We start from the raw sequence: 24599 nt of genomic DNA, 5'->3' as shown, positions 1-24599 counted from the left end.
CCCGCATAACATCTGTATGAAGAAGGGTTTGATTGCGATTATGGGGTTTGCGGTTTTAATTGCTGCGGTAACAGTCTTCTGGCCAAAGCCAAACGATGTAGAGGGGCTGATCCCCTTCTCATCCCCTGACGAATTTGCCGATTACTTTTCAATTTACGGTGAGGTCTATCCCCCCGCAGTAATGACATACAGACCTGCGGTAATGCCGATTGTTCAGGAAAAGGCAATCGGAGATGCAAGGGTTATGGCAGACAGGTTTTCCAGAACAAACGTTCAGGTTACGGGAATTGACGAACCGGATATTGTAAAAACAGATGGGAGGAGAATATTTGTATCCAGATATGCTTATCGCTACATCCCTGAAACAGTACCTCTCTCAAAAGGTGTGACAGACATACTCTCTGCCCTCCCTCCGCAAAACATGTCCGTAATTGGCAAGATAGAAGGAGGTGGAAACCTGCTCGTTTACAGTAACATCCTGATGGTGCTGACAAACGACGGTATCTTCGCCTACAAAATCGGAGAAACAGAAATAAAAGAGTTATGGAGAGCTGAAATAAACGGCAGTCTGGTAGATGCCAGACTTATGAACGGGAAAGTTTATGTTGTAACCAGGAGCAGTGTAAAACCGATCCTGCCATGCCCGATAAAACCTCTTCGAATTGACGGGAATGCTGTTGAAATTGGCTGTGGAGAGATATACCACCCAACCCTTCCTGTTTCGGTAGATACAACATATACAGTAATTGCGATCGATGCGGAAAATGGTAAAATCGTGAATTCAGTATCATTTGTAGGTTCGGCCAGCCACACGGTGATTTACATGAGTAAGAACGGCATTTACGTTACCTACAACTCATACACCGATCCAGCGAAACTCATGTACAGATTTGTAAAGGAGAACAGGGATATCTTTCCCGACTGGGTAACAGAGAGGATCGAAAAATTAATGGGATACGATATAAGCAGCAGAGCGAAAAGTGTTGAGATATCGGTCATCATTGAAAAACTGATGTCTTCTCTCGGAAAGGATGATAGAATGAAAATGGAAACAGAGTACTGGAACAGATGGACAGAATTCAACAAAAAACATGCGAGAGAAATTGAGAAAACATACATCGCAAGATTTTCACTGCATCTAGAACCAGAAGGTCTGGGAGCTGTACCGGGATGGCTTCTGAATCAGTTTTCTCTAGACGAATATGAGGGATATCTGAGAGTTGCAACAACAATTGCCGGTAATGAAAATGATCTCTATATTCTTGACAGAGATTTAAATGTTGTCGGCTCTCTTCAAGGTTTCGGCCTCAATGAGAGGATTTATTCAGTCAGATTTGTGGGGGATAAGGGATATATAGTTACATTCCGTCAGACCGACCCCTTCTTTGTTCTCAACCTCTCAGATCCGGAAAATCCAGAAATTGCCGGAGAACTAAAGATGCCCGGATTTTCGTCTTACCTGCACCCGATTTCGGACACACTCGTTCTCGGTATTGGTAGAGAAAACGGTAACGTGAAAATATCTCTTTTTGATGTTACAAATCCAGAAAAGCCGGAGGAAGTGGACAGATACGTACTGAAGGAGTACTGGAGTGACATTCTGAATACCCACCATGCATTTCTGATTGATAAGAAACATAAAATCTTCTTCCTACCCGCTGCCAGCGGAGGCTACGTATTCTCCTACGACAGTGGGATAACGCTGATAAAGGCCGTGGGAATGAGTGCTAAAAGGGCGGTATACATCAACGACTACCTCTACATAATAGGCGTCAATAAAATCGTCTCGTACGACGAGAATAGCTGGAAGAAGGTGGGAGAAATCGAGTTACCACAATAGGGTTTGCAGTCTGTCAGGTTTTGGTGAGAGCGAGATTACATTTAAAAGAGTGCCTCTGCTTTCAAACAACCTTGAACGGCCGAGAAAACCATGAAACGGTAACAGCACTGCTACGAACTCTTTTTTACTGGTATAAATACAGTTCCATAACCAGAAGAGGGTGACAAAAAACGATACCTTCATTTCCTCACCGGTCTTTTTCTTAAGCAATATCTGTCTTACAGCGGCGATAATGGCCAACTAACTTCAAGACTCACCTCTTTTTGTTATTACCATAGAGTTTCATGCCTCTTCTGACCACCCTACTCACCTCTCCAAGGCAACATCTTCCTGACGGGTTTTTTATCTCGCAAGCACATTCTCCCATCTTTACTTTGGCACTGATCTCTTGAATGGCTGTGCTGTAGCCAAGTTGTTTAATCTGGTTAAAAATCCTGTCTTGTGTCCAACCAAAACAATAACATACCGGGATGGGGTCTTCTGTTTCCTTTATGCCCACCCTAACCTTGACATCCTCCTTGCGCAGATAGGTATTTTTTTCATTATTGAAATAAACAACTTTGCAGGTAGAAGTTTCACAAAAATAAAACCCGTCTAGACCATTAACAGCCTTAAGTCTTGCTTCTTTGACGATATTTTTCAAAGTTATCTCCTTGACAGGTTTCCCTCTGTTACCACACTCTCTGCAAATAGAGAAATGCACACCTGCAGGGACATCGCAGCAGGAGTGATTGCGTTGATTCATGTCTTTCACCTCCTGTGCACAATGGTGCATTACGGCACGTATGCGAAGTGCTCCGGCTATGTTAAGTAATTGATGAGATATAAGTTTGGCGGTGGCATTTGAGTGAGTGGCCGCGCCTGAATATATGAAACGAGGAAAGAGCAAAGCGATGAAGCTCCAATTAAAATTCCATCTTTAGTTGCTGGAGCGGTTACGGGCTAACGGATATGTTGAATACAGAAAGCACAATGAACAAAACTACGGCTACAGGAATTGTTAAAATAAACGGCAATATAACTCCGACCAGATACTTCGTTTCACCATCATTTTTTCCGGTGAAGGTGATCGTTTCTTCAGTAATCGTAACGATGATTGCCAGTAAGAGAAGGCCACAGTAGTTGTCAAGTCCTCTTCTCTGGAAAAACATTTTGACTTTTCTCCTGTACCTGTATGCAATTCCACCAAAACCAATGCCATACGTGACTGCAAATGTAACAACGCCCCAATCACCTCTGACGGACACAATTACCACTACCACAAAGAACCACAGGAGCATTTATTTTCCACACTGACTTTGAATTCATTTTATCACTCGTTAATTTTTCCTAGCATAGCGGAGTTTGGAATTTCATATAACGTCGTGGGGACACGTGAAGTTTGCGATACCAAATTTGGGCGAAGTGAAACGACCATTTTTAATTTCTTATCAGCCTGTAAATCACGTCAACATCGGCGTCAGTTCTTATACAGTACCCGCAGTAATGGGTTTTCGATGCTCTATATCCGATTTCAATGAGCTTTTCCACCACCTTTGAGGTTGGTGGGACCTCTTTTGTTGCTCTGCTTGCAATTTGCTGAAGATTGTAGGTGGTGGGTGTGTCTGTCTCCTCTTTCAGTTTACTCACAAATTCCCTCAGCTTTCCATCTGAATCTCTCCAAATCTTTTCCACAAACTCATCGTCCTTTATCTCACCCAACCACAGAGGGCCGATCTGCACAAATTTGCCCCCGCAATCACATCTCTCCACACCCTCTCCCATCCCAAGAATTCTCTTCCTCAGACATTTAGGACAGAAACCCAGATAACCCATTTTTTCATAAATTCGGGAGGAAAGTGATGTGGATTTTCTCACCCTGAAATGAACTCTGTAGTAGTGCTCCCTTGCCCAGGAGACAAGGGGAGTTAGGGCTTTTTCGTACTTCGCACCTTCCCTAACCACAAATCCGATCAGCATTCTGAGTCCGGTTTCATGATACGTGTCTGTTTTGACTGCGTATGATGAATACTTCTTAAGCCCGGAGTTTGTGGCACTGCCGCAGAGTGCTGCTGTATCTGTTGCGGTAATGCTCAGGTATTTTCTGACCGAGAAGCATGCTGAGTCTGTAAACGGTGCCGGAGACCCGAAAGGATCGATGTCGATATGCTCAAAGCTCCTTTCCCTCATCAGTACTGCAGCATCCCTGTTGATGACTTCCGCCTCAAGACCGTTCAGCTTCAAATTTTTCTTTATTGTTTCAACCGCAGTGGGGTCTTTATCGTTGAAGATCGGATCTTTTGAGGCCTCCAGAGATGCTCTTATTCCTCTGATTCCACTTGCGGCCAGAGCATCCAGATACCCTCTGCTGTCCATCCGTGTAAAAATCAGCATATCCAAATCTCTGCAGAATTTCATACGCGGATTGTAGAAAACCCCATCAGTTTCAACTGTCGCCTTTCCCTCGGTGATCATCCGGTTTCCTCCAGCGCTTTTATCACTTCTTCGGTAATCTTATCCCTGTTAAACTCATCAAGTATGTACAGACTAAACTGCTTTCTTATCTTTTCAATCAACCAGTGCTTCGATCTGTAATGAACTGTAAACAACAACCCATCCCTGCCCATGATGTTCTCAACAAACTCAACAAACCTCCTGCTTTTCAGCTCCATTGGTCCCACTTCGTCGATTATAGTGATGTCCCCCACATCAATGCCATCAAGAAATTTTTCAAAATTATTGAGAAAAACGGCATACTTCCCCACCCTGACCTTACCTTCACCAACTCTGGCCAGCCAGACCTCCTCTCCGGTACTGAGATTGCAGAGCCTGAAGCCGATTCTCCTGCCGCCATCCCTAACTTCTCTTGTTATAAAACCAGAAATGTTTGTGTTATCCTTCAGGGCCTCATAAACTTTCAGGCATAATGTCGTCTTCCCAACACCCGGTCTTCCTGTCACAGCTATCCTCACAGAGTTGATTACAAAGCCGAGATAAAAAGTATTATCGTAAACGTTTTTAGTCCACACAGAGAGCGGTGAAGGTATGAAAGTTCTTGTCGCAGAGCCGATCAGTGATGAAGCAATAGAATACATGAGAGAGAACGGTTTGCAGGTAGATGTAAGGGTGGGAATGAGCAGAGACGAGCTCCTAGAAGCAATTGGAGATTACGAAGCTCTGATTGTGAGAAGTCAGACAAAGGTGGACGCAGAAGTGATAGATGCCGCAAAAAAGTTGAAAATAATAGGAAGGGCAGGTGTTGGTGTTGACAACATTGATATTTCCACTGCCACACAGTACGGCATTGTTGTTGTAAATGCTCCCGGAGGAAACACAATTTCCACTGCCGAACATGCAATCGCCCTAATACTTGCAGCGGCAAGAAAAATTCCTCAGGCTGACAGAAGTGTCAAGGAGGGAAAATGGGAGAGAAAGAAGTTTATGGGTGTTGAGCTGAGAGGAAAGACCGTTGGTGTAATCGGACTTGGCAGAGTTGGATTTGAAGTTGCAAAGCGCTGCAAAGCACTTGAAATGAACGTGGTCGCATTTGATCCGTATGTTTCAAAGGAGAGAGCCGAGCAGATTGGAGTTAAGCTCATGGATCTGGAATCACTCCTCAGCATCTCTGATATCATTACAGTCCATGTCCCGAGAACAAAAGAGACCATCGGACTGTTAGGAAAGGAGCAGTTTGACAAAATGAAAGATGGCGTTATAGTCGTAAATGCTGCCAGAGGTGGAATTGTCGATGAGGCTGCACTTTATGAAGCGCTGAAAGATGGGAAAGTTTCTGCTGCTGCATTAGATGTTTACGAAAAGGAACCCCCAGATCCAGAGAGTCCTCTCCTGAAAATGGAAAACATCGTTACAACTCCACACATAGCTGCATCAACCAGGGAGGCTCAGCTTAATGTGGGAATGATAATTGCAGAAGATGTTGTTAACATGTACAGGGGACTGCCGGTAAGGAATGCTGTCAATCTGCCGTCGATTGAGCCAGCGGAGTTCGAATACATGATGCCGTTCCTAACACTCGCAGAAAAAATGGGCAAGATAGCCAGCGTGAGACTGGGTGGGGCGATTAAAAAGGTCAAAGTTACATGCAGCGGAAAGCTGGCAATGAAGAACACAGAATTCGTCACGAGGGCATTGCTGAAGGGAATATTTGAACCCATACTGGGTAACGAAATAAACCTCGTCTCTGCCAAGCCTGTAGCCGTCGAAAGAGGAATAACAGTTGAGGAGAGTAAAGTTGAAAGTTCGGAGCACTATGAGAGTCTCATCGAGGTTTCTGTGGAGAGTAACGGAAAAGAAATGTATCTTGCCGGAACGTGCTTTGGTAAGGAATACAGAATTCTTAAAATTGACGTCTACAACGTAAACTTCATACCCAAGGGACACTACGTCATATCCCTCCACGAAGACAGGCCCGGCGTGATTGGAAGGGTTGGAACACTGTTTGGCAGGAACAACATAAACATAGCCGGAATGATAGTTGGAAGGAGTGGAGATGAACCCGGAGGAATACAACTGATGCTCCTGCTCGTCGATGATCCGCCCACAGAGGAAGTTCTCCAGGAAATGATCAAGCTTGACGGAATTATCGACGCCACCTACGTTGAACTCTAAATTTTTCATTTCACGAGTATTTCTGCTTCTGATTAGCCCTCTAGCGTACTCTGCCATCAGATTTGCCCTATCTCCCGATTTCTGGGTGAGCTACACTGCCGATTATCCTGTCCACGCACTGAGTTTCTTTCTCTCTTTCTTTGTGCTGCCATTCATCCTCATGCTCCAATCAGGGAGATCCAGAATTTATACGGGTAAAAAGCAACTCATAACAGGGATTCTGGCATATCTTGCTGTTGCACCGGTTTTGGTATTTCTCTTCGGAGACGCCCTCGGACCAAGAGGAGAGGGGATTGAGCTGGCAAAGTCCATTCTGCTCGTCTCGCTAAACGTGATGGCCGTTGATTTTTATGTTTTCAGAGTTGGAATGATTTTAAGCGGAAATGCTGCTCTATCCATACTATCGGGAACTTCTCTCTGGTTTGTTGTCCACATTCCTGAATCCCTGTACCTTCTGAATTCCGGATTTCAGCCTGCTTCAGTTCTTTCCTTTATGCTTCTTTCCGGTATCATCCTCTCCTCTGTGTACTACAGGACGAGAGATGTTCTGGGACTCATGACCGGGCATGTGACCCTTAATCTGATTCTTGCGGCATTCTGATCATATCCATCTGCAAACCCTTCTCTCAACAGCCTCAAGAAGCATATAGAGTAGAAATCCCAGAAGGGCCATAGAAACAATTGCTGCGTACATTTTACCATAATCCGCCCTGCTCCACGAGTCCATAATCAGGTAACCCAGTCCACTGTTTGTGGCAAAACTCTCGGCAAAGAACAGAACGGCGATTGCCGTACCAACGCTGATTCTTAACGCAGTGATAATTTTTGGCATGGTCGCAGGAATGATGACGTGACGGTAAATGTCAAATTTTGATGCACCGAGCGACCGAATTGAATACACGTAATACTCGCTTACCTGCCTTGCGGCATCTCTCGTAGTCACAACTATCTGGAAGAAAAGAATTGTCGCAATTAAGGCCACCCTCGCCAGATCTCCGATACCAAAAAGAAGGATATACAGCGGAAGAAGAACAATATGCGGGATGGGATAGAGGAGGTAGATGAAGGGTGAGATGATTTTATCTACACCATTCTCCCGGCTTAGAATGCCGAGCGGAAAGGCAATACTGAACGAGAGAAGAATCGAATATGTTACCCTCAAAAGACTGATCACTGCATTTACAGCCAATTCTTCCCTTGAAGCGTATATTGCTGAGAGTACCCTCTCCGGAGAGGGGATGGCCGGATTGCCTAACAGGATGGCCAGAACCTTCCAGAAGATTACGATTGTCAGAAAGCTGATCAGATACCCCGATCTATTATACCTCTCACTTCCTTGCATTTCTCAAAATACACCTCACTTTGTCTGTAATCCTCACTTCCGGCATCTGGGTTGTCCACCACAGCCCTAACCTTTCCGGGTCTTGGGGTCAGCACTATGATCTTTCTCCCCAGAAATACAGCCTCCTCGATGCTGTGAGTTACAAGGATCAGGGTGCAGTTTGTTTCCCTCCACAGTTCGAGCAGAAAATTTTGCATTTTTTCCCTTGCCAGAGCATCTAAAGATGAGAGGGGTTCGTCCATCAGCAGAATTTCGGGTTCAACAGCCAGTGCTCTTGCAATTGCAACCCTCTGCTTCATCCCTCCACTAAGCTGTTTTGGATACAGTTCCTCAAACCCTTTCAGACCAAATTTAGAAAGCAATCTATGAACGGTTTTCTTCTCATCCCTTCTCCCAACTTTTCTAAGCCTCAAGCCAAGAGCAACGTTTTCATAAACTGTCTTCCATGGAAACAACCCGTAGTCCTGAAGAATTAAAGCCGCATTCAAAAGTGGTGCATCTACCTTCTTTCCATCAACCAGAACCTCTCCGGAAGTTGGTTTCAGCAGACCTGACAGAATCAGAAGAAGAGTTGACTTTCCGCAACCTGACGGTCCTATGATTGCACAGCTCTCACCCCTTCCAACATCAAACGAGACATTCTCTATCGCCCGGATTTCGCCGTAGTCCTTTGTCAGGTTTCTTGCTGCGATCATATCTGTTCAACCGCTTTATCATAGGGCACTTCCTTTCTTATGAGTCCCTTTTTCAATGCCCACACCAGGTATCTTTCATAGAAACTTTTCGGGAATTTCCCAGGCATCGGATAATCCGGCATAGGGTAGTTTTCAGATATTTCTTTCGGAACTCTTGCTATCTGAATGAACTTGTCCCTGTATCTGTCCTTGTTTCCGTTAATGGTCTTAACGGCCTCAGCATAAGCGTCGAGGAATTTTTTCACCTCATCCTTATTCTTATCTATGAAGTCACCTCTGAAGGCTATCACCGTCTGAGTAACGCTCTCATTCATCATTGAATCGGCAATCACAAGCTTTGCACCCTGACTTACTGCGTAGCTCGCCAGCGGCTCCGGGAGAGTTGCAGCGTCCACCTTACCATCAAGCAGAGTTCTCATCCTGACAGGTATTTGCTTGATCTCGACCTTTGTGTAATTAATGCCTGAGAGCATTATGTCCGTTACGTACTCAATTATGGTGTTGCTTGAAATTGCCACTTTCTTTCCTTCCAGATCATCAACCGAATTGATTTTTGAGTTGGGTGCGGCAAGAACTGCAAATACCCCCTCATCAGGTTTCTCTCCAAGGCAGATGGTAACGATTCTGACGTCATATCCCCTGTCATTGAGGAGTATGACCGCAAGAGGGTCTGTAACAACAGCATCCACCTCACCGGCCATCAGCGCTGCATCTCTCTCAAGGGCACTGTTGAACGATATTATCTCAACATTCAGGCCGTACTTTTCAAATATACCCTCGTCTCGAGCAACAACAAGTGGTAGAGAGTCCTCAATTGGAAGTATCCCCACTCTAATTTTTGTAGCTTCTCTGTTTTCACCTGAACATCCAGACAGCACTGCTGCAAGTATTACAGCAGTAACGGCACCCACCAAGAGCAGGCGTTTCATACATTATGCAGCTAAAGGTAGCTATAAAATATTAGCGGGGAGTGGCGGTAGTAAGCCCCCTTCTGTTCCGGCGGCATCAGTCTGAGCGGCAAAGCCTTGCACCCGGCGGGGAGGAGTTCGTTCCATCCGGTACTGAGTGACCTCATCCTTACGGAATCATCGCATTTCCTCAGCCCGGTATCGTTTCTGTGCCTCCTCCCGTCCCCTCTCGGGGACTTTCCGCCATTGCGGGTGGGGGGACTTTCCTCCTTACGGCCCGCTGGGGGCCGCAGGTTAGCCGCCCACCGCCGCTCCCCATAACAGACCGCATCTAAAGTTTAATACTTTATCCATCTGCCGCATCAGTATCACAGCACACCCTTCACTATTATCGATATCACGAACTCAACTGCCGCAATTCCAAACAGGAGTCTGAACACCTTTGGGGCTCTGAATATTGCCGCAACCATGCTTATCAGTGGAGTTAACATTAACAGAAACACCCCGACCATGCTCTGACAGTCGGAATACTCAAGATTCCTGAAAATCCAGCCATAACCATGTACCTGTATTCCCTTCACATGGATCCAGAATTGATCCGTCGTTCTGTTCCAGTGCCTGTAGGCTTTTTCGAGAGGTATGTACTGATCCTCTCCTGCAAAGTAAACCGCTGACGGGACGACCATCAGAATGATTCCGGCTATCATAAAGATCGTCATCACCCTGGCGAACAGAAGGCTCATCCGATCCACGCTAACCTCAACATTACCCATTCGATCACCCTCCCGGAAGAACGGGTGGTATAACTCCGAGACCCTGCAGCCCCTTGATTATGTTGAGCACTCCGGCCAGAAACAGAACTCCTATCACCAGCCATCTGACGAAAACAGGTCGTATAACCTCAGCTATCTTGGCCCCTATCCTTGCTCCGATGGTTATTCCCAAAATCGATGGAACTACAACCACCGGTAAAATTGCACCCTTGGACAGATATATGCCAATAGCGGGAGCATTTGCTGTGATAATAAGCATGCTTGTGGCGGTAGCCACCTTGATCGGTGCACCCATAACCAGATTTAAAACCGGAACATTAGCCCATCCCGCCCCCAGACCGAACATTCCTGCCACGAAACCTATGATGCCAAACGTAATCATTGCATGCGGCAGATTTTTGATCTTGTATTCCACAACTCTCTCCAGGCTCGGTTCATACCATGCGCCGACTATTCCCAGCCTCCTAGACCAGGGATCCACGTCCTCATCCCTCACGTCGGGAAACTCCAGTCGTTTGGAGAGAATCATTACGAAAAAGACAAGAAGTATTACACTGCCGAGGAGGATCTTTATATAATCCTCTCCACCGGGAAGCACATTTGTAACCCAAAGTCCGACAATCCCACCGGTAACGGATGTGATCACCATAACAGGTGCGATGACGGCGAACAGTCTAACGTTCGCCAGACCCTTCCTGATCAGAAAGGGAACTGAAGACAGTGCAGAGGTTACAGCCATCACGAGACCTGCACCTCTTATGAAATCTATGTCGAAGGGTGTTATGACGTCAGTGAGGGGTACGTAGAGAACTCCACCTCCAACACCCGATATGGGTGCTATTATGCCTATTAGCAGTGTATAAAAGAACAGAAACAAAGGCCAGAACCACACACCAAGCGAGTACATAACTCTACCTCCTGCAATATAACAAAAAAACTTAATGTTTTTTTAATAAAAATTTTACGGTTTCTCTATGATTTTAAGTGTGAATTTGGAAAGCCCGAACAACGCTCAGCCCTCTGCAGATTCAACCCATGCTGCAGCCACAGAGCCACATGTATTGCACCGTCGATCAGCAATCGGCATAATGCAAAAAATTTTATTCCCCGCTGTAATCCCAACTCCAATGCCAGTTGTTACACTGTACTGGGACGAGCTTGAGAGACTTACCGGAGCCGACAGAAAAACAATACTGGAAAGACTGCCAATGCTTGGCTGCGATATAGAGAGGGTTGAGGAAGATCATGTTGATGTTGAGTTCTTCCCGAACCGCCCTGATCTGTACAGTGTTGAGGGAGTAGCAAGGGCTTTGAGGGGTTTTCTCGGCATTGAAACTGGGTTAAAGCGCTATACGGTCAAAAAAGGAGAATGGAGAATTACTGTGGATGACAGCGTGATGGGGGTAAGGCCCAGAATCGTTGGATGTGTCGTTAAGAACATAAAAATAACTGACGAAGTTATAAGGAGCCTCATGGAAGTTCAGGAGGATCTGCACTGGACAGTAGGCAGGAACAGGAGAAAAATGGCCATTGGTGTTCACGATTTGAGCAAGGTCAACTTTCCGCTAACATACAAAGCTGTCGATTCTAACTTCTCCTTCGTACCGCTTGACTTTGACAGAAAAATGACTGTTGAAGAGATCCTGATGGAACATCCGAAGGGAAAGGAGTATTCTTTTATCCTTGAGGGTAAGGACAGATATCCGATGATAGTTGATTCGGCCAATGAGGTAATTTCTTTCCCTCCGATAATCAATGCAGAAAAAACAAGAGTTACTGAAAATACAACAGATCTGTTTATAGACGTAACCGGGTTCGATGAAAACGTCGACAGGGCGCTGGCAATCCTTGCATGCATGCTAAGTGACAGAGGAGGGAAAATTGAGGCCGTTGAAATTGTGTATCCTAACAGAACTGAAATATCTCCAAATCTGGACATTAGGGTGATGGAGATTGAGATTGAGGAGATGTCCTCTCTCCTTGGATTTGAGATCAAAGCCGATGAGATTAAAGATGCTCTTGAAAAAATGCGGTTCTCGTGTGAAATTTCAGATTCGAAGGTCAGGGTGGGGATACCCCCTTACAGAGCTGACATCATGCACGAGTGGGACGTAATTGAGGATGTGGCAATTGGATACGGATACGAGAAAATCAAACCAGAAATTCCGCCAACCCTGACTTTCGGCGAAACACATCCCTGGAATGAAATCAGGGGAATGATAAAAGAAATAATGATCGGACTCGGCTTTATCGAGGTTATCACGTTCACGCTCACAAATGAAAAGGTGATGTATGCCAGTATGAGGAGAGACGCCAGAGCCTGGGAGGATTTTATCCCCGTTATGCATCCCCTGACGACAGAGCACACCATTGTCCGTACACACCTTCTCCCCAAGCTTCTCGAACTCCTGTCGTACAACAAGCACCACGAGATGCCGCAGAAGGTTTTTGAGGTTGGCGATGTTGTGGTTGGGGGTAAAAACAGGCTCAGAGTGGCAGCATGCCTCACCCACTCAAAAGCAAACTTTGCGGAGATCAGGAGCTATGTTCAGGCTGTTATGAGGGAACTCGGACTGAAATGGGACGTGGAAGAGACTGAGGATGGGGCCTTTATTGCCGGAAGAGGGGCAAACATTGTTGTGGAGGGTAAAAATGTGGGGGTGTTTGGAGAGATCCACCCGGAGGTTCTTGACACATTCGAGCTGACGATGCCAGTAGTTGCATTTGAGCTCGATTTGAGTCACATCTTCGACACAGGGTATCTGCTATGAAATACCTGATTCTGATCCCGGATGGGATGGCCGACTGGAGTATTGAGGAATTCGGGAATAAAACACCGATTGAAATTGCAGATACGGAAAACATGGATTTTATAGCCAGAGAAGGTGCCTGCGGAGTTGCAAATACCGTCCCCAGAGGTTTCGAACCTGGAAGCGATGTTGCGAACCTTACGATTCTTGGCGTCGATGTCAGGAAACACTACACAGGAAGAGGACCGATAGAGGCTCTGGCGAGGGGGGTTGGCGGGGAGATCATTTTTCGCTGCAACCTGGTCAGAGTTGACGGCAGAATAATGGCTGATTACTCGGGCAACAGGATCAGCGATGAAGAGGCGAAGAAAGTCATAGATGTACTGAATGCAGAGAAGCCATATGATTTCGTAGAGTTCCATGCAGGTAAAAGCTACAGAAATCTCCTTATTTTGAACAGACGGTTTGAGGACGATGTCACCACATACCCGCCCCATGACATACAGGGGAGAAGAATTGATCACTATCTCCCATCCGACGGAGAGCTAGCCGGTTTGCTCAGAGAGCTGATTGAATGGTCAGCAGTGGTGATGCCTGAAGTTACGGAGAAGGCAAACATGATATGGCCATGGGGCGGGGGGAGAATGCCCTCATTACCCCAATTCAGTCAAAAGTACGGGCTGAAGGGGGCGATGATCAGTGAGGTGGATCTTCTTGCAGGAATCGCAAAAGGCATGGGGATGGATGTAATTGAGGTTGAGGGGATTACGGGATATATAGATACGAACTACAGGGGGCTTGTGAGGAGCTGTTTGAAATCCCTTAAAGACCACGATCTGGTCGTTCTTCACACAGAGGGGATTGATGAAGTCAGCCATGAAGGAGATGCAGAAAGGAAGGTGGAGGGTATTGAGCTTTATGATGAGAACATAGTGGGAAAGATTCTCGACAGGGTTGATCTGGACGAAATGAGGATACTGCTCCTTCCCGACCACCCCACACCGATAAAGGTACGGACTCATGTTGCAGAACCCGTTCCTTTCGCCATTTACGGGTCAAAAAAAGATGACGTTAGAGTTTACAGCGAAAGAAGCTGTCTAAAAGGAAAATTCGGAAGAGTTGACGGACTCTGGCTGATGACACTAATGATGAAAAAATAAAGGTTTATTCTTCAGACAGAGCTCTGTACAGCCACGCAGCGAATACTGCTCCGAGTATCGGTCCTATGACGTAAATCGGGTAGTACTGCCAGAGATTTATACCCATAAGAGAGTCTCCCAGATACGGTCCGAAAGTTCTTGCAGGATTGAGTGATGAGCCCGTTATGTTGCCTATCGTGACGATTATCCCTCCAACTGTGAGACCGATAACCAGTCCTGCAAATCCCGGCGGGGCGCGTTCGTCAACAGCAACACCCATTATTACCAGCATGAGCAGAAATGTACCTATAGCCTCGGCCAGTATTGCCTGCCCGTAGCCGATACCCGGAAATGGAGCAGTTGCGCCCAAACCCCCAACCGTCGCTGCTGCGGGTCCAACGCATGCGAGGAACAGCAGACTTCCCAGAGCTGCGCCTATCATCTGAGCTACGATGTAGGGTACCACATCTCTTGATGGAAACTTGCCTATGCTCCAGAGTGCTATGGTGACTGCGGGGTTTATGTGCGCACCGCTTATCCTGCCGAGGGTGTATATCACGGCAGCAATGGCAAGTGCAAAGGCCATTCCAATTGCAAGCCAGTCGCCAAGTCCACCGAGCGCTCCTATACCTATGTTAAACGAATTTGGTTTTGATGCGCCCTTTGCAATCATAAGGGTGATCACTGCTGCACCGGGGCCGAAGAAGACCAGAATAAACGTCCCAACGATCTCAGCGGTAAATCGCTTAGCCAGGCTCATCGTTTCACCCCTGGTACGCCTCGTGACAGATCACGCAGAGAATTCTCGGTATAGTTTTTTTGAGCTTCTTTGCAGGAAACGGATAATCTCCCCTCCAGACATCAATTTCCTGTCTCACAAGATGCTCCGTACAAACTCCCATTCCGCAGACGATACAGATGGCAACAGCATCGGTGTCTCTTCCCTGCTCCTTGCAGATGTAACACTTCATAATAATCACCTCTCTAAAAATTTAAAAAAGTAGAAATTAAACTGCCTCTCTCCACTGGCAATATGCATGCCTGAAATCAACAAGTGCTGCGGTTGCGCAATCCTTGCAGACTCTTGCCGGTGAAGCTGGTGTTTCCTTGTGCAGTGCTATTATGTTGGTCATCATTGTTGCAGTAACAGGCTCGCTTGTCAGCAGACACGGATAGTCGGCAAGTCTCATCAGGGCGGAGAATCTTACGCTGATTGCGCATCCCGGATACGCATAGCGCTGCGGGTTCATCAGCACTTCATTCTCGTGTATCGGATCAAGGTTAACCTCAAACCCTGCAACCTTTGGCACCAGCTTTTCAGAGAGGCCATTTCTGTTTCTTCTCGCCTGATCGATGTATTTCCATCCTCTGTAAATCATGTCCATGAAGTCGTGGTTGTGCAGCTCTGCTGCTGCACCCCTTGTGGGATAAAGCTGGACATAGTTGTGGAACCTCTTTGTCAGCAGATCGACAATCATCGGTGCGGTGAATCCATCAAGTTCCAGAATGTACTCCACAGCAACAGCTCCAGAACCCGTCGCTACACTCAAAGGCTGGTACTCATTCTTGAACCTGTCCAGATTTGAGTTCAGCGTTGTGTCCATAACACTACTCGTTGCCTCAATGACTGCCATCACAACGTCATCCTTGCACATGTTGAATGTCGACTGGGCAATGTGGTGAGCTGCATCTCCGACACAGTATGCAGGAACAGTTACGATGTTGCCATAGTGTACACCATCGTCCATGGCCTCCTTCACTGCCCCCTTCATCCTGTTCTTGTATTCCGACATGTACTTTCTTACATCAAAGCTCTCATGACCGTGCTCATCCATCAACTTTGCCTGCGCCTCCGTTGGCTGATCATAAACAAGCTTGATCATCTCAATCTCTTTTCTTATCGCATCGCTGAGTGTCGCACCCTTTTCAATTTCATTTGCAAAAACCTCGCCGAAACCATATGATGTGTTCATCCCCCATGATTTCGAAGCAAGGATTGCCTGAGCGTGTTCTTTTGGTAGCTCGACTGTCTGCAGTATTCTGTTTACGATGTTGCTCGTGCTTCCCGGAATAAGGGCAAAGTCAACAACACATGTTGGTCCGTAAAATCCACCGTACCTTCTCACAACCTCACGGCCGATCAGAGCTTCGGCCTTCTCAATTGCCTCGATAAACTTATCTATGCTTTTTCTGAAGCTTTCATCCTCCTCGTACAGAATTTCCATGATTGCCGGTGTCTGGTAGTGCTCCACAAATGGGTCGTCTTCTGGCCTTACAGTTTTTGTCAGGCTTTTCAGAATCTCATAATGCGCATTCACGCTGTCAACGTGAAGCCTGATGACAGCTTTACTCTGATTCCCCACCGCCTTCATCTTATTCACAGCATCCACGTAGGGTTTAACATCGTCAATGACGAATTCCCCACCTCGTTTCTCTTTTACCACGTTTACATCCGCCCACTGGGCAGCCATGGCCTCCTTAACCATTTTCTCAATTACTTCTTCTGCCATGAAAAATAATAATCACAACTAACCATCATCGTTTTGGCGTACATATGCGCCCTATAAAGTAGACATGTTCAGAAAAATCCTGAAACATATTCCGGGATAATGATGGACATGTCCTCTTGATTATTGTAATAATACCAACCCTATATCAGCAGCGATTTTTCAAGTTCCTTCTCCTGAATATACTTTTCCACAAGTTTTGAAATAGCTATCTTGAGGTGTTTATGTGCCGTGCTCTTGGCTATGCCAAGAGCCATTGCGATATCGCTGATCGTAACGTCCCTTCGCTCAGAAAAGTACCCGAGATCGTAAGCAACTTTCAGCACCTTCTTCTGAGCCTCAGTTAAACCCGCCTTCCTCTCACCGATATTTTTTATTTCCAGTATTTTCCAACTGCCCACCTTGTCCAGATTCGCATACGCCTTCGGCAGATAACTGGTGCTGGGTACAATTATCTCGTAGATCTTGCTTCCGTCCTCCACCAGTATGGGAGGTTTTATGAAGCAATACGAACTTTCAAACGCCTTTATACCGGTGGTGTCGCTTACAACGGCAACAAAGCTCGCCTCTATCGGGGTTTTTTCGAGCACCTGTATAAATTTGGTGTTTTTATGCCTTTCAACCTCCTTAATATACTCGGTAACGTTTTCAGAATCAGCAGTTCTGACCAAAAAGAGAGCATCCTCGTCATTCAGCAATATGTAGGATATTATTTCTGCCCGTATGGGACATCTTTTACTCGCAACCGCAAGAGAGCATCTGTGCTGATCAACCCTGACTTTGAGAAGATACATATATATTGTGAGATTCCTAATTGATAAGTCTTTTGTAGTTATGTTTTATTAAATTTAATAAAATTTTCAAAATCTGGCCTTACAGTTGTAGTCCCAGCAGCAAAATGTGGTGACATTTCCAAAAAAATTTAAATAACGCTGAACCCTGCATGGGCTATGGCAAGATTCCCAGAGGCTGAGGCAAGGCTGTTCAACGTAAAAATATGCATGAGGTGTAATGCGAGGAATCCCATTAAGGCGAAGGTATGCAGGAAGTGCGGCTACAAGGGACTGAGGCCGAAGTCGAAGGAGAGGAAGGGCAGGTAACTAATTTCTGCAGTTCACAATATCAGCTTTTATTTTAAGAATTTCTCAAAATTCTGGCTTTCCCGGAAACCCAGTCCGGTAAATCCCTGAAGGATGCTGTACGGTATGATTTCCCCGTTACAGTGTGCCTGGATAGAAATATTCCCAAAGGTGTTGATGATATCAGCGTATTTTAGTCCTCCTCAACTTTTCTTATAAACCTGCTCATATTTTTCCAGTGCCCTCCCATCCAGTACAGTTTATTGCATTTCCCGCAGTACCACAGCTCAAAGTCGAGCATGTCTTCCGACAGATTTTCAGTCCGGATAACCTCTAAAGCTTCCTCAACACTCGGTTTTCGAAGTTCGGAGTTGCATACACTGCATCTGTTCATTACAAGCTGAAATTTCACCCCCAAACTCTTTATTTCTTTCATCTGTCCCAGAACGTCATTTGAGGTTATCAGAAATGCGTTTCTACCATTTTTCACGCATTTTTCGTACAGTCTTTTATCTTTTGTTAGTAAAATTCTGTCTCTGAAGTTTTCAACCATAAAATCATCTTCATCTCCTATCACATCAACATCTGCAATGCAGAGCGTATCGTAACCGGAAATTCTTAACCATGTCGTGAGCTTCCCAAGCATTCTGTCTGTTAAAAACTTCATTTCCACCATTTCGGATCTCTCCTATCCATCAGCGCATTGTAGAGCCCCCTGGCAACGTCAGTCTTCAATTCAATATTTTCTGCAAATTCTATTGCGTTAGGAGAAAGGCTAGCGTACTCAACAGCCTGAAATGCAAGCTCAAGCTTGTCCGCATCCCTCAAATAGTCCTCGACATCCGAAAATTCAAGTTTAACTCCCAGTCTTGAGATCTGATCCTCAATCGCCCTACCCTCATCTGCTCTCACATACTCCCTGGCAATTTTGTGCAGATCCATCGTTCTCGTTTCATGCAGGTCATGGAAAATCGCAGCCGTAGCAGCTTTAAAGGCCTTGTTTACATCTCCTTCGCTTTTTAAAACAAGGATGAACGCAATCAAAGCCGTTCTGAAACTATGCTCCGCAACACTCTCAGGGAGCTTTATCCCGAGCTTTAACCAGCCTGACCTGGGCGTTAACTTCAAAGAACCTGCTTCATGTATGAATTTAACCAGATCATCCATACCTTTATTAAAAACCTTTCAACCAATAAATTTTATGAAGAAATGGAGGTTTCTCGGCGTCGATGACAGCTTCGATGATGAAAGGTGCTGTCTTGTTGGTTGTGTTACATGCGACAGCTACGTCGAGGGTTTCATGTACGCCGAAATAGAAATTGACGGTCTCGATGCAACTGAGAAGCTGATCGGAATGATAAAAAAATCAAAATTCAGAGAACAGTTGAAATGCATTTTCCTGCCGGGTATAACCTTTGGCGGTTTCAACATGGTGGATATAGTGCAGGTTTTTGAGCAGACCGGGATTCCGGTTGTGGTGGTTATGAGGCGGATGCCTGAAATGAGTGAATTCATCTCAGCAATAGAAAATCTGAACGATGCAAAAATGAGAAGGTATATTATCGAAAGAGCCGGCAAAATCCACCGCATAAACCATATTTACGTCCAGCTTGCGGGATTGAGTGTAGAGGAGTCTCGAAAATTGCTGAAGGTAAGCTGTCTGAAAGGAAACATGCCGGAAGCTGTTAGAATCGCCCATCTCGCCGCTTCAGCCATAATCCACGGCGAATCGAGGGGTAAAGTGTAAAGCCAAACTTTATAAATCAGAAGTATTACTGATATCATGCAGCCAGTAGAACTGGCTGAAATCCTAACCAGCCAGTGGACGGTTCTCACCTCAATGATCATAGTCGGTTTGATACTCTGCTTTGTGGGGTACAGAATCTTCAGATATTATTCCGCAGCAATTGGATTTCTCGTCGGTGAGCTGGTCGGAATCTACGTCGTGATAGAGTTTTATGGAAATGCCCTGATAGCAATCCTCCTCTCAGCAATCGCAGGAGCCATACTTTTTGGACTTGTCTACGAGCTTGGCGTGATCGTTACCGGAGCGGCATTTGGATATTTTCTTGGTCTGTACCTCCTTCCAAATTACCCAATTTACGCATACGTTCTTGGAGGGCTGTTTGCATTCACAAATCTGTTCGTTGAAAGACCTCTTACAGTTCTGATAACGTCAGTTTTCGGATCAGCTTTCGTTGTACTTGCCACACAAATGGCGATAACTGGAATGCACATATATGACGTCCTTAATGATCCCAGGTTGGTTTTGGATCTGATGGTGTCGAACATATTCATGGACCTCCTCTGGTTCACACTCGTACTCACCGGAATAATCACTCAATTCGTGCTTTATAAAGAAGAGAGGAAGGAAGAAGGATAATCTTTTTTTCCTTCTTTCATACCCTCCTATGTGATCGAGATAGACGGCAGTTACGGGGAAGGTGGGGGTCAGATTTTAAGAACGGCAATAGCGCTCTCCTGTGTAACTGGAGAGGCAGTGAGAATAGTGAGAATAAGAGCAAACCGTCCAAAACCGGGCCTGGCAGCCCAGCATCTCAGAGGAATTGAGGCGGCAAAAATGATCTCCGGTGCTGAGGTTGAAGGGCTCAGGCCGGGATCAACCGAGGTCATCTTCAAACCGGGAAAAATTAGAGGCGGAGATGTAAGGGTGAACATAGGAACTGCCGGTAGCATAACTCTCATTTTCCAGTCAATATTGCTTCCTCTGGTTTTTGCAGAGCAGAGAAGTACTGTTACGGTTACTGGCGGTACCGATGTCGCATGGTCTCCTCCTGTAGACTACTTTCGGCACGTTACACTGCGAGCACTGAGAGATATGGGACTTGATTGCCATGTCAAAGTTCTCAGAAGGGGTTACTATCCTAAAGGCGGAGGGGTGGTAAGGCTCCTTGTTGAACCGGGCAGGTTAAAAGGTAAAAAATTCAAAAAAGCCCATGAGAAGGCTTATGGCGTAAGTCACTGTCAGAATCTGCCTGAACATGTGGCTGAGAGGCAGGCAAAAGCTGCAACGGACTATCTTGCAGCTAAAGGGATAGATGCCGAGATAAAAATTGAGGTGCTTAGAGGCCACTCGACCGGCAGCGGAATAACGCTCTGGAGCGGGTACAAGGGAGGCAGCGCTCTTGGAGAGAGAGGGAAAAGGGCGGAGGTCGTGGGTAAAGAAGCTGCTGAGAAATTCTACTATGAATTTTCAAATCCAGCCTCTTTCGACTGCCATCTGGCAGATCAGATACTCCCATTCGCTTCAATGGCAGACGGAGTGACGGAATACACAACCAGTAAAATTACACTGCACTTGAGAAGTAATGCTTACGTAGTTAACAGCTTTTTCGCAAACGCAGTGGAAATTGATGAGGAGAGAAAAAGAATAAAAATCAGGGGACGATTTTAGAGAATTCCCTTCTCCTTCCAGAACTCATAATCTGCTTTCATCAATTTTCCATATTTTTTGATCAGTTCAAGAAGCTGTTTTTGCAGCTCGATGTCCTCGCTCGTAACCTCTGCCCTGTACCCTTCTTCAAAGGCTTCAGCTATTCTTCTCCCAAGCTGCCTGGCTCTTTCGACATCATTCTCACCAACGTCTCCCGGAGTTACACCATATCCAACGGCATATCCAACAGGAATTACACCCCAGGCTTTCAGAACTCTGTTCAGATACGCTGCAACCTCTTCCGGTCTTCCAACACCGGCATACACCGTTACTGCTCCACCATACTTCCCTGTTAGTGTCGGTCTATGTCCGTACGGTAGCATTCTGTCAATAAACGTTTTCATCTGACCGGTAATGTTAAGATAGTATACCGGAGATGCAAGAACTACTGCATCGCTCTCCACGATCTTCCTCTTGATCTCCTCCATATCGTCTTTTTGAATGCACTCCCCCTTTGCAAGGCAGGTTCCGCATCCAATACAGTAGTTTATCTTTTTTCCCATCAGATACACTTTTTCCACCTCAAAGCCCCGCTCTTCCATTTCCTCCAGTGTTGCATCAAGCATCTTTGACGTATTTCCATACTTTCTCGGCGATCCGAGAATTCCAACAGCCTTCAACACATCACCCCAACTCTCCGGCAAAACCCCTCAGTCTCACTCTCATCCTTTTCGATTTTTCAAGAACTTCCCTGTAGTCGGAATCACTCATAATATATATTTCGGTTTCACGGAGACCGGCACATGCAGAATGTATAGCAGAATCGACCATTCCCCTCCGAAGCAAAAGTTCAACTACAGCAGCCTCACTCATGGCAGTTGAACTTACTATCGCAATGTCTGCATGTTTAAGGGCATATTCATTGCCGTTAAAGGCCACCGCCACACCACCCAGTTTTCTAGCTACTTCGAACATCTTGTAGTCCGAGATGCTGTCTCCAATGGCAACTGGAAACTCAATACTGTACTCCTCGCAGTAACATCTTAAAATTTCAGCTTTCTCTCCTGCACCCACAGCCCTCACACTGCTCACGATTTCTTCAATTTCGGGAGTTGAGAAGAGGTCGTCGAGGAATCTGAAAAGCTCCTCTCCCTTCAAACCTGCAATTTTATCTACAGTCGAAATCAAATACGATCTCAACTCAGATGATATTTTTATTCTGTCAAAGCTGACATCCGTACCGTGCAGGTATCCTTCGACGCCAATCATTGAGGCAGTCTCTTCAAGGTACTGTCTGTAACTTGTTGAGATCACCACGGGCTTCCACATTTTCTGCAACCTTCTCATGGCCTCACTTGCGTCGGGAACAAATTTTGCTGTCAACTCAGCAATATTTGCAAGTCTGGCCTCTGTGATATCAGCCGCAGCGATAAAGGGCACGAGAAGCTTTACCGTATAACCTGCCTCATAACCCTCTTTCTTTACCTCGTAGGCAAGATAGTCATCATAAAGGCTCAGATTTCTGAAAAAGCGCTCATTGTTGAAAACTGCCATTGTCAGCTCCAACGCAAAGTCCGTCAGTATCCATGGCCCTTCCCAGTCCGTGAAGAACATGCATTCAGTTGTCCGATTCACAGAAAATTTTTGTGGTCTTTAACAGCCACCAGAAAAATCCTGTTGAACTCCAGCTTTACGATGCCATTCTCAGCCTGCCGGTTGAATTCCTGCCTTACAATCTCCCTGAATGCCTTAATATACTCATCATTTAGTTCGACATCGTAGTATTCAGGGTTGAGATAGCCGGCTATCGCTCCCGACGAGAATATCCCGAAGACCTCTTCTGGTGTATGCTCGGTTACAACCCTTTCGATTTTCGAAAATACCACAGCAAACCCGCATCTCTCAAAGAGGGAAGTGTATTCTTCAGCAGTTTCGAGGAAGAACCACGGCTCTTTGAAATGGGCGAATACATCTCCCGTTCTCTCATCTTTTCTCACGGCTTCAATAGCCTTTATGAAGTTCGGGCAGTAAACATTCTTGGCAGGTGCCTGTATGCCTATTCTCCCACCCCTCCTCAGAGCCTTGTAGCAGTTCCTCAAAGCCCTCTCGGGATTTCTAAACCACTGGAAGGCGGAATTGCAGAAGATGACATCAAAGCTCTCATGGTAGTTCATCTCCTCCGCGCTCATGATCTTGTAAGTTATGTTCATACCCCTGCTATCCTCAATCGCCCTCGCTATCATTCCCTCCGAAGGGTCTATGCCAACAACCCTCCCTTTCGTCAGACCTCTGATCTTCCTCGTCAGATGCCCCGTTCCGCATCCGAGGTCCAGAACATCATCATTTTCGCCGATTTTCAAAAGCCGTAGCAGTATCTCTGATGCGGATTTCTGCAGTGTTGCGAGCTTCTCGTATTCCGCCGCAATTGTTGAGAAGTTCATGTGATGCTTGTTTGCAAGGGGTTAATTTAAAATTTGCTACTTCTCGATGCGATCAACCCAACAAGCACGGATGCAACGACGTGCAGTCTTTCATCTACGAGATAGAGAGGAGGGATCAAAGCTGCAGCGAGGATCAGGAGTGGTACTGGAATCTCCAGCCTCCTGAAGACGGGAATGACGGCGAGGACGATGAAGGACAGGGTGAGAACTCTTGCACCTCTGCTGTACATCCCGAGCACGGATAAAAAGTGGAAGAGCAGAGCGGATGCGATTGCCGCTGCAAAGATTGCTCCGACAAGGCTCAGTGCGGTTTTAAGTGGTTTCATATTTGAACCGGAATACTTCCTCTGTAAAGGCTTTTCCCTCCATCCTGTATCCCTTGACAATCCAAGCTCCGTTGGAGTATTCTATGGTCAGTGCATCCACGTCTTTCAGCTTTTCTGCGTTGTTTATTAGGGCGTTGATTGCCATCATCCTCCCTATCGTTTTAACAAGGGGTGTGAGGGGTTCGTAATTTCTAACACTTTTCGTTTGCTTTTCCACATCTAAATGCTTCACACCAAAACCTTTCGGAGCGATTGTTATCGTGAAGGAGTCCTTCTCCTCTACAACTTTCCAGTAGAGCGGTATTCCCCAAACATCAATGACACGATCCCACAAACTTGCTCTGCACTCGTAGGTAACAGTTCTCTCTGAATCAACATCGTATTTGACTTTTATCCACGGCGCTGGCAGGTCGTTGTATGAATCATATGGGCTAGAGTCACCACTCTCCACATCATCCACTATGAACCACGTGTAGTATCCTGGTTCCGTCCACATACTCCCTCCATCCCAGTGATCGAGTACCTGAACGTAATACAGTGGTATCTGAACCTTCCATGCATCATGTGGCTCACCTGATAGGTAGCTCCAGGAGCAGTAGAAATAGTCGGTCTCTCCCGAATACATGTAACTCCACCTGTAGTTGTCTGCATTCACTTCCAACACATCTCTGGCAGAGCAAACACTCACCCCAAGCAATACCACCAATCCGCACACCACTACCTTTGAGAGCTTCATGGAACCACCATGCAATGTGATGTCTTTCTACAATATATTTTTTGCTCAAACTTAATTTTAC

Annotated in this window: 29 protein-coding genes and 1 other RNA gene; 9 read left to right on the top strand and 21 right to left on the bottom strand. The window is 46.0% G+C overall.

Annotated features, from left to right (window positions below):
• Positions 1-16: 16 nt before the first annotated feature.
• Positions 17-1840 (top strand): beta-propeller domain-containing protein, encoded by a 1824-nt coding sequence (locus tag JFQ59_RS04275; RefSeq protein ID WP_202319172.1) that lies wholly within the window; start codon positions 17-19, stop codon positions 1838-1840.
• Positions 1841-2093: 253 nt separating this feature from the next.
• On the opposite strand, the gene JFQ59_RS04270 is transcribed toward JFQ59_RS04275, so the two are convergent.
• From JFQ59_RS04270 to JFQ59_RS04255, 4 genes are all read right to left on the bottom strand, one after another.
• A complete protein-coding gene (locus tag JFQ59_RS04270; RefSeq protein WP_202319171.1) occupies positions 2094-2585 on the bottom strand; it encodes a putative iron-sulfur cluster-binding metallochaperone in 492 nt (163 codons plus the stop codon).
• Between the two features lie 190 nt (positions 2586-2775).
• Complete coding sequence (locus JFQ59_RS04265; RefSeq protein WP_230972280.1) at positions 2776-3102, bottom strand: hypothetical protein; 327 nt, start codon at positions 3100-3102, stop codon at positions 2776-2778.
• A gap of 157 nt (positions 3103-3259) precedes the next feature.
• The gene (locus JFQ59_RS04260; RefSeq protein ID WP_202319169.1) at positions 3260-4294 is read right to left on the bottom strand and encodes a tRNA (guanine(10)-N(2))-dimethyltransferase; all 1035 of its coding nucleotides are present in this window, start codon (positions 4292-4294) and stop codon (positions 3260-3262) included.
• Positions 4291-4791 carry an NTPase gene (locus JFQ59_RS04255; protein WP_202319168.1) on the bottom strand — a complete coding sequence of 167 codons (501 nt, stop codon included), beginning with the start codon at positions 4789-4791 and terminating at the stop codon, positions 4291-4293. Before JFQ59_RS04255 ends, JFQ59_RS04260 begins: the two co-directional genes overlap by 4 nt.
• Before the next feature lie 73 nt (positions 4792-4864).
• On the opposite strand from JFQ59_RS04255, the gene serA reads away from it, so the two are divergent.
• Complete coding sequence (serA, locus tag JFQ59_RS04250; protein ID WP_202319167.1) at positions 4865-6448, top strand: phosphoglycerate dehydrogenase; 1584 nt, start codon at positions 4865-4867, stop codon at positions 6446-6448.
• Positions 6438-7049: a hypothetical protein gene (locus JFQ59_RS04245; RefSeq protein ID WP_202319166.1), complete on the top strand. Its 612-nt coding sequence runs from the start codon at positions 6438-6440 to the stop codon at positions 7047-7049. Before serA ends, JFQ59_RS04245 begins: the two co-directional genes overlap by 11 nt.
• Here JFQ59_RS04245 and JFQ59_RS04240 read toward each other — a convergent pair whose 3' ends face one another.
• The 6 genes from JFQ59_RS04240 to JFQ59_RS04215 all read right to left on the bottom strand — a co-directional run bounded on the left by JFQ59_RS04240 (position 7050) and on the right by JFQ59_RS04215 (position 11073).
• Positions 7050-7790, bottom strand: coding sequence for an ABC transporter permease (locus tag JFQ59_RS04240; protein ID WP_202319165.1), 741 nt, complete (start codon positions 7788-7790; stop codon positions 7050-7052).
• Entirely contained in the window at positions 7751-8485 is a 735-nt protein-coding gene (locus tag JFQ59_RS04235) for an ABC transporter ATP-binding protein (protein WP_202319164.1), read from the bottom strand. The genes JFQ59_RS04240 and JFQ59_RS04235 overlap by 40 nt, the downstream gene beginning before the upstream one ends.
• Entirely contained in the window at positions 8482-9414 is a 933-nt protein-coding gene (locus tag JFQ59_RS04230; protein ID WP_202319163.1) for a MetQ/NlpA family ABC transporter substrate-binding protein, read from the bottom strand. Before JFQ59_RS04230 ends, JFQ59_RS04235 begins: the two co-directional genes overlap by 4 nt.
• A 39-nt stretch (positions 9415-9453) precedes the next feature.
• Positions 9454-9707: RNase P RNA component (rnpB, locus tag JFQ59_RS04225), an RNA gene on the bottom strand.
• A gap of 54 nt (positions 9708-9761) precedes the next feature.
• On the bottom strand, positions 9762-10166 hold the full coding sequence (locus JFQ59_RS04220) for a hypothetical protein (RefSeq protein WP_202319162.1): 405 nt from the start codon (positions 10164-10166) through the stop codon (positions 9762-9764).
• A 4-nt stretch (positions 10167-10170) separates the two neighbouring features.
• Positions 10171-11073 (bottom strand): sulfite exporter TauE/SafE family protein, encoded by a 903-nt coding sequence (locus tag JFQ59_RS04215; RefSeq protein ID WP_202319161.1) that lies wholly within the window; start codon positions 11071-11073, stop codon positions 10171-10173.
• A 220-nt stretch (positions 11074-11293) separates the two neighbouring features.
• On the opposite strand from JFQ59_RS04215, the gene pheT reads away from it, so the two are divergent.
• Both pheT and JFQ59_RS04205 read left to right on the top strand, forming a co-directional pair.
• A complete protein-coding gene (pheT, locus tag JFQ59_RS04210) occupies positions 11294-12937 on the top strand; it encodes a phenylalanine--tRNA ligase subunit beta (protein ID WP_202319160.1) in 1644 nt (547 codons plus the stop codon).
• The gene (locus JFQ59_RS04205; RefSeq protein ID WP_202319159.1) at positions 12934-14076 is read left to right on the top strand and encodes a cofactor-independent phosphoglycerate mutase; all 1143 of its coding nucleotides are present in this window, start codon (positions 12934-12936) and stop codon (positions 14074-14076) included. The genes pheT and JFQ59_RS04205 overlap by 4 nt, the downstream gene beginning before the upstream one ends.
• Positions 14077-14080: 4 nt before the next feature.
• Here the strand turns inward: JFQ59_RS04205 and JFQ59_RS04200 are convergent, their stop codons facing one another.
• From JFQ59_RS04200 to JFQ59_RS04185, 4 genes are all read right to left on the bottom strand, one after another.
• Complete coding sequence (locus tag JFQ59_RS04200; RefSeq protein ID WP_202319158.1) at positions 14081-14815, bottom strand: MIP/aquaporin family protein; 735 nt, start codon at positions 14813-14815, stop codon at positions 14081-14083.
• A gap of 4 nt (positions 14816-14819) precedes the next feature.
• On the bottom strand, positions 14820-15026 hold the full coding sequence (locus JFQ59_RS04195; RefSeq protein WP_202319157.1) for a DUF2180 family protein: 207 nt from the start codon (positions 15024-15026) through the stop codon (positions 14820-14822).
• Positions 15027-15062: 36 nt separating this feature from the next.
• Entirely contained in the window at positions 15063-16565 is a 1503-nt protein-coding gene (locus tag JFQ59_RS04190) for a DUF2193 domain-containing protein (protein ID WP_202319156.1), read from the bottom strand.
• Positions 16566-16705: 140 nt separating this feature from the next.
• Entirely contained in the window at positions 16706-17356 is a 651-nt protein-coding gene (locus JFQ59_RS04185; protein WP_202319155.1) for a helix-turn-helix domain-containing protein, read from the bottom strand.
• Positions 17357-17512: 156 nt separating this feature from the next.
• On the opposite strand from JFQ59_RS04185, the gene JFQ59_RS04180 reads away from it, so the two are divergent.
• Positions 17513-17662: a 50S ribosomal protein L40e gene (locus tag JFQ59_RS04180; protein ID WP_202319154.1), complete on the top strand. Its 150-nt coding sequence runs from the start codon at positions 17513-17515 to the stop codon at positions 17660-17662.
• Positions 17663-17834: 172 nt separating this feature from the next.
• On the opposite strand, the gene JFQ59_RS04175 is transcribed toward JFQ59_RS04180, so the two are convergent.
• Both JFQ59_RS04175 and JFQ59_RS04170 read right to left on the bottom strand, forming a co-directional pair.
• Positions 17835-18317, bottom strand: a complete 483-nt coding sequence (locus tag JFQ59_RS04175) for a Mut7-C RNAse domain-containing protein (protein ID WP_202319153.1) — start codon at positions 18315-18317, stop codon at positions 17835-17837.
• Positions 18305-18808 (bottom strand): HD domain-containing protein, encoded by a 504-nt coding sequence (locus JFQ59_RS04170; protein ID WP_202319152.1) that lies wholly within the window; start codon positions 18806-18808, stop codon positions 18305-18307. Before JFQ59_RS04170 ends, JFQ59_RS04175 begins: the two co-directional genes overlap by 13 nt.
• Positions 18809-18842: 34 nt before the next feature.
• On the opposite strand from JFQ59_RS04170, the gene JFQ59_RS04165 reads away from it, so the two are divergent.
• Genes JFQ59_RS04165 through rtcA form a run of 3 tightly spaced genes read left to right on the top strand, consistent with a single transcriptional unit; the run spans position 18843 to position 21056 of the window.
• Positions 18843-19388, top strand: coding sequence for an endonuclease dU (locus JFQ59_RS04165; protein WP_202319151.1), 546 nt, complete (start codon positions 18843-18845; stop codon positions 19386-19388).
• A gap of 36 nt (positions 19389-19424) precedes the next feature.
• On the top strand, positions 19425-20024 hold the full coding sequence (locus JFQ59_RS04160; protein WP_202319150.1) for a TM7S3/TM198-like domain-containing protein: 600 nt from the start codon (positions 19425-19427) through the stop codon (positions 20022-20024).
• Between the two features lie 30 nt (positions 20025-20054).
• Positions 20055-21056 carry an RNA 3'-terminal phosphate cyclase gene (gene rtcA / locus JFQ59_RS04155; protein ID WP_202319149.1) on the top strand — a complete coding sequence of 334 codons (1002 nt, stop codon included), beginning with the start codon at positions 20055-20057 and terminating at the stop codon, positions 21054-21056.
• Here the strand turns inward: rtcA and JFQ59_RS04150 are convergent.
• The 5 genes from JFQ59_RS04150 to JFQ59_RS04130 are packed head-to-tail and all read right to left on the bottom strand — an operon-like array spanning position 21053 to position 24538.
• Entirely contained in the window at positions 21053-21715 is a 663-nt protein-coding gene (locus JFQ59_RS04150; protein ID WP_202319148.1) for a flavodoxin family protein, read from the bottom strand. The two genes, rtcA and JFQ59_RS04150, sit on opposite strands and share 4 nt — an antisense overlap.
• A 4-nt stretch (positions 21716-21719) precedes the next feature.
• The gene (locus JFQ59_RS04145; RefSeq protein WP_202319147.1) at positions 21720-22649 is read right to left on the bottom strand and encodes a haloacid dehalogenase-like hydrolase; all 930 of its coding nucleotides are present in this window, start codon (positions 22647-22649) and stop codon (positions 21720-21722) included.
• Between the two features lie 17 nt (positions 22650-22666).
• Positions 22667-23476 carry a class I SAM-dependent methyltransferase gene (locus tag JFQ59_RS04140; protein ID WP_202319146.1) on the bottom strand — a complete coding sequence of 270 codons (810 nt, stop codon included), beginning with the start codon at positions 23474-23476 and terminating at the stop codon, positions 22667-22669.
• Between the two features lie 26 nt (positions 23477-23502).
• The gene (locus JFQ59_RS04135; RefSeq protein ID WP_202319145.1) at positions 23503-23802 is read right to left on the bottom strand and encodes a hypothetical protein; all 300 of its coding nucleotides are present in this window, start codon (positions 23800-23802) and stop codon (positions 23503-23505) included.
• A complete protein-coding gene (locus JFQ59_RS04130) occupies positions 23789-24538 on the bottom strand; it encodes a hypothetical protein (RefSeq protein WP_202319144.1) in 750 nt (249 codons plus the stop codon). The genes JFQ59_RS04135 and JFQ59_RS04130 overlap by 14 nt, the downstream gene beginning before the upstream one ends.
• Positions 24539-24599: the final 61 nt, after the last annotated feature.

This window comes from Archaeoglobus neptunius, assembly GCF_016757965.1.
GTDB classification, from domain to species: domain Archaea; phylum Halobacteriota; class Archaeoglobi; order Archaeoglobales; family Archaeoglobaceae; genus Archaeoglobus; species Archaeoglobus neptunius.
The sequence above is the reverse complement of the archived record's forward strand: the minus strand, read 5'-3'. Positions and strand labels throughout refer to the sequence as shown.